Origin of the sequence: uncultured Bifidobacterium sp., assembly GCF_959020155.1 — a bacterium.
In the GTDB taxonomy this organism is placed as follows: domain Bacteria; phylum Actinomycetota; class Actinomycetes; order Actinomycetales; family Bifidobacteriaceae; genus Bifidobacterium.
The window spans coordinates 1-5,325 of record NZ_CAUERC010000050.1 but is presented as its reverse complement, the minus strand read 5'-3'; the positions used below and the strand labels follow the sequence as shown (position 1 = coordinate 5,325).

Below are 5,325 nucleotides of genomic sequence, written 5' to 3'. Positions count from 1 at the left end.
GCACGTCCTCGGCCAGCACCAGGTTGGTGTCGCCTTCGATCTGGATGCGGTTGGCGTCGAAGATCACGGTCAGGTTGCCGAGCTTCTGGTTGGCGGCCAGGGAAGCGGCCTCGCCGGAGATGCCCTCCTCGATGTCGCCTTCACCGCAGATGGCCCAGATCTTGTGGTAGAACGGGGAATCTTCCTTCGGGGTCTCCGGGTCAAGCAGACCGCGCTGGAAACGCTCGCCGTAGGCAAAGCCGATGGCGGAGGCGAAGCCCTGGCCCAGAGGGCCGGTGGTCATTTCGATGCCCGGGGTCAGGCCGTACTCCGGGTGGCCCGGGGTGCGGGTGGCAGCGCCGCCACGGAAGTTCTTAAGGTCGTCCAGGGTCACGCCGTAGCCGGAGAAGTACAGCTGGACGTACTGGGTGAGGGAGGCGTGGCCACCGGAAAGAATGAAGCGATCGCGGCCTTCCCAGTTGGGGTCGTTCGGATCATGCTTGATGAAGTGCTGGTACAGGGTGTAGGCGATAGGCGCCAGGGAGACGGGGGAACCCGGGTGGCCGTGTCCCGCACGCTCAACCGCGTCGGCCGACAGGACCTTGGCCATCTTGATGGCGCGCTCGTCCAGCTCGGTCTCCTTGAATTCGGTCATGGATTACTTTCCTTCCAATTGGTCGGGCCGCGTATCCGGCTTGTGCCGGGCGCTTGACGCCCTCACATTGCGATTACCATGCTAGCGTCGGTTTGCGACGTTGCGGTGCAATTTTGGCGTGTTTTGGTAGTTTGTGTTCTGTTAGCGTTCACAGTGAACATTGCTACGCTGCAAACGAACGCATTAGCACTCAAGCCTAAGGAGTGCTAATACAATGTTCTAAGGTGAAGTGCGCCACCTGCACGTGGCGGAGCCAAGAAAGAGGCAATATTTCTGGGTTCCCGCGTGTCGCGGCGTGGCGAACCGACCGTCGGGGTACGCCCTGAGTGAACCGTGACTGATATGAATATGTATGTATATATAAGGAGGCGCGCATGACGCAATCAAGACGCATGCTGGTGCTGCGCGCCGTGGTGGAGGATTACATCCGTTCTCAGGAGCCCGTGGGCTCCACTTCGCTGACGCGCGACCATGATCTCGGCGTCAGTTCGGCCACCATCCGTAACGACATGGCCGCTCTGGAGGACGAAGGCTATCTGATTCAGCCGCACACTTCGGCCGGTCGCGTGCCCACCGAAAAGGGCTATCGATACTTTGTGGACCGACTTGCTACCGTGGTGCCGCTCAGCGAGGCGCAACGCCGCGGCATCAACAGCTTCCTGTCCGGATCGGTGAGTCTCAAGGACGCGCTGCAACGTTCGGCACGACTGCTGTCCGAAATCACCGGTCAAGTGGCCGTAGTCGCCTCGCCATCGCTGGCCAAGGCCACATTGCGGCACGTGGAGATGGTGCCCGTTGCCATGACCACGTTGCTCGCCGTGGTGATTACCGACACAGGCCGCGTGGCCCAGCACGGCCTGACCATCGCATCCATGCCCGCCGTGGACGAGATCAACCGGCTCTCCAACACCGTCAACGAGCAATGCGACGGGCTGTCCCTATCGAAATCCGCGGAGACCGTGCGATCCATCGCCGCCAGCGCCGGCTACGAGTCGGTGCGTGGCGTGGCCGACGCGCTGGCCGACGCCTTCGAATCGATGGCATTGGACGAACGCGCGAACGAACTGTACATGTCCGGCACCTCGCACCTGGCCCACTCCCGGTCCCTGGCCGATCTGGCCCCGCTCTTCGACGCGCTGGAAGAACAGGTCGTGCTGATGAAGCTCATGAGCAACCTGAGCGAGGAGACGAATGCATCCGGCGTGGGCGTGGCCATCGGCTCCGAAATGCACACCCCCGGACTACTGCATGCTTCCGTGGTCAGCAGTGGCTATGGGCGCAGCGGAGCGGCGGGCGAACCGGCGGGGAACGATCCCGTAGGCGAACCCGAAACCGAATCCGAGACGGAGAGCCAGACGAACGACACGGAACCCATCGCCTTCGTTGGCTCCATAGGGCCGACCCACATGGACTACGCGGCCACTATGGCCGCCGTCAGGGCCGTAGCCAGATATTTGACCGCCTTCCTCTCCGAGGGCCGGACTCAAGACTGACCGCCGTCTGTGGCACAATGACCCGCAGACCAAACGAACACAAAGGATCAATCAAGTGGCAGATTATTACGAGACGCTGGGTGTGGAACGCGGCGCCAGTGACGACGAGATCAAGAAGGCATACCGCAAGCTCAGCCGTAAGTACCACCCCGACATCGCGGGCCCTGAGTTCGAGGACAAGTTCAAGGAAGTGAACAACGCCTACGATGTGCTGTCCAATCCGGACAAACGCCGTATGTATGATTCGGGAGTCGACCCGAACAACCCGAACGCCGGTGCCGGCGGCTTCTCCGGGGCGGGCTTCGGCGATATGAGCGACGTGTTCTCCACGTTCTTCGGTTCCGCGTTCGGCGGTGGCTCACAGGGCCCGGTGCCGCGTACCCAGCCCGGCCGCGATGCCTTGGCCTCGGCGTCCATCGATTTGAAGACGGCGGTGTTCGGCGGCACCGCGCATGTCAAGATCAATACGTTCTCCCTGTGCCAGGAGTGCGGTGGCTCCGGTGCCCAGGGCGGCGCACAGCCGGTCACCTGCCCCGACTGCCACGGACAGGGATTCATGCAGAAGGTCGTGCGCACCATGCTCGGCCAGATGATGACCTCCGCCCCCTGTGAACGTTGCGAGGGCCACGGTACCATCATCCAGAACCCGTGCCCCAGCTGCATGGGCCACGGCCGTGTGCGCACCACGCGTACCGTGGGCGTTACCGTGCCCGCCGGCATCAACGACAACGCGCGTCTGCGGTTGGCCAACCAGGGCGAAGTGGGTGAGGGCGGCGGCGCTGCCGGCGACCTGTACATCGACATCCGCATCAAGGCGGATAAGCAGTTCACCCGCGATGGCGACGACCTGCACTGCTGGATTCAGGTGCCGATGAGCTGGGCCGTGCTTGGCCACGATCTGTCCATTGATACGTTCGATGGTGAGAAGACCGTGTCCATCCCGGCCGGCTGCCAGACTGAGGACACGGTGACGCTTAAGGGACTGGGCGTCACGAACATCCGCAACAAGGACGAGCGCGGCAACCTCATCGCCCACGTCAATGTGCTTATCCCCACCAAGCTCAACGAAACCGAGCGTGGCCTCATCGAACAGTTCGCCGCCTCGCACGATTCAGGCGCCACGCACGTCTCCCAGGCATCCCGTCCACAGGCCGGTCAAAAGAAAGGTTTCTTCAGCAAGTTGAAGGACGCACTGAGCTGAGAGCGGATGCGTTCTTGGCTCCCCCTCTGAGGGGAGCCAAGTCTGTTACTTCAGCAGGGAGCGGCACATGGAGCGGTATTCGTTGACGTAGCCGCCGCCGAAGAAGACGCAGTGGCCGGCGATGGGGTAGAGCTGCCAGAGCGTGATGCGCTCCTGCCATCCGGCCTTCAATGGATGTACGGACTGGTAGCCCTCGGTGATTTCGCTCAGATAGCTCATACCGAACAGGTGCAGCATAGCCAGATCCTCCTCGCGATGACCGCCATGTGCCGCCGGGTCGATGAGCACGGCCTCGGACTGCCCGGAATCGGCGGTCCACATCACATTGCCGCTCCACAGATCACCGTGGATGCGCGCCGGCTTGTCGGCCGCGGCGCGGCCCATCAGATCCGGCAGCGCTTCAATCACACGCTCAGTCAACTCGACATCGCGCTTATCCAGCTCGCCACGTTTCACACCAAGGTTGACCATCGGGCGCAGACGTCCATCAGCGAAATAGCTGATCGGGTCGGTCCACTCGCCGGTATCCATTTTCACCGGGTCCTGCAATGGTCCGAAATAGCATGTGCCGTTATATCCGTCAGGCGCAGACCCGAAATACTTGGCACCCGCATCATGCATACGGGCCAGAGCCGCGCCAAAAGCTCGTGCCGCCTGAGGCGTGGGGGACGCGCTACCCACACGTTCGATATCCAGATAATCCTTGCCCCAGCCGTATACCTGCACCACGCGCGGGCCGCCTTGCGCATGAGCCGCTCCCAACCATTCGAGTCCTCGACCCTCGCATTCGAAGAATCCTTCCGGTGCGAATGCCCTGCTTTTGCGATACGTGGCCATAATGCTCCCTTCGTCGCTTACGTACTATATCCACTTTCATTGTAGAAGCCGTGGATGTTACCGATTCTTAGTGTTGTTCTACACCCCCTTGGGTAGGGTGTTCATCGTCATAACACATCAAATACTTAGAAATCACGAGGGGTTATGAATTTTTTCCAAGCGATCATTCTCGGCATCGTTCAGGCGCTGACCGAATATCTCCCGGTGTCCTCCAGCGCGCATATCCGTATTTTCGGCGATTTGATGCTGGGCTCTGATCCCGGTGCGGCGTTTACCGCCATCATCCAAATCGGCACCGAACTTGCGGTGATTCTGTATTTCCGTCACGACATCATCAATATCCTTACTCACTGGTTCAGCTGCCTGTTCGGCAAGAACGGCAAGGATTGGAAGGCCCGCATGGGCCGCGGCGACAATTACGCCACACTCGGCTGGAACATTATCGTCGGCTCGATTCCGATTATTATCCTCGGCTTCACTCTGCAGAACGTCATCGAAACCTCGTTGCGCAACCTGTGGATTACGGTAACCGTGCTGTTGGTATTCGGCATTCTGCTGTGGATGGTGGATGCCAAGGCTCGCCAGAACAAAACCATGAATGATATGACGTATCGTGATGCATTCCTCTTCGGTTTGGGCCAGTCCATGGCGCTGATTCCTGGTGTGTCCCGCTCCGGCGGCACCATCACCGTCGGTCGCGCACTGGGCTACACGCGTGAGGCCGCTGTGCGTCTGAGCTTCCTGATGGCCATCCCCGCGGTGTTCGGCTCAGGTTTGCTCGAAGCCATCAAGGCCGTGAAGAACTACAAAACCGATGCGATGTTCCCCGGCTGGGGGCCGACCCTCGTAGCCATGGTCATCAGCTTCGTACTCGGCTACATCGTGATCATCGGATTCCTGAAGTTCGTATCGAACTTCTCCTATAAGGCCTTCGCCATCTACCGCATCGGTTTGGCTGTGGTCGTCGCCTTGCTGCTGATTGTGGGCGTGCTGCCGGCCATCGATCCCTCCGTGGTGGCTGCGGCATAAGACGGGTCGATAGGCGACTCAATATTAATGGTGCTCCCGCCGGCGGGAGCTGTCAGCGAAGCTGACTGAGGGTGGTCACTGGAATATGCCAGCAGAACCACCCTCAGTCTCGCTACGCGAGCCAGCTCCCG

The 5,325-nt window shown here is 60.7% G+C and carries 4 protein-coding genes and 1 pseudogene; 3 read left to right on the top strand and 2 right to left on the bottom strand.

Annotation, left to right across the window (positions count from 1 at the left end):
* A pseudogene (locus tag Q5H31_RS08055) lies at positions 1-634 on the bottom strand (transketolase); the annotation flags it as partial.
* Positions 635-1,008: 374 nt separating this feature from the next.
* Between Q5H31_RS08055 and hrcA the strand changes: the two are divergent.
* Both hrcA and dnaJ read left to right on the top strand, forming a co-directional pair.
* Complete coding sequence (gene hrcA, locus Q5H31_RS08050; protein ID WP_007054286.1) at positions 1,009-2,127, top strand: heat-inducible transcriptional repressor HrcA; 1,119 nt, start codon at positions 1,009-1,011, stop codon at positions 2,125-2,127.
* Between the two features lie 55 nt (positions 2,128-2,182).
* Positions 2,183-3,328, top strand: coding sequence for a molecular chaperone DnaJ (gene dnaJ, locus Q5H31_RS08045; protein WP_007052794.1), 1,146 nt, complete (start codon positions 2,183-2,185; stop codon positions 3,326-3,328).
* A 45-nt stretch (positions 3,329-3,373) separates the two neighbouring features.
* On the opposite strand, the gene Q5H31_RS08040 is transcribed toward dnaJ, so the two are convergent.
* Positions 3,374-4,165, bottom strand: coding sequence for a fructosamine kinase family protein (locus Q5H31_RS08040; RefSeq protein ID WP_007054285.1), 792 nt, complete (start codon positions 4,163-4,165; stop codon positions 3,374-3,376).
* 144 nt (positions 4,166-4,309) lie between these two features.
* On the opposite strand from Q5H31_RS08040, the gene uppP reads away from it, so the two are divergent.
* Entirely contained in the window at positions 4,310-5,194 is an 885-nt protein-coding gene (gene uppP, locus Q5H31_RS08035) for an undecaprenyl-diphosphatase UppP (protein WP_007052850.1), read from the top strand.
* The last annotated feature ends 131 nt before the right edge of the window (positions 5,195-5,325 follow it).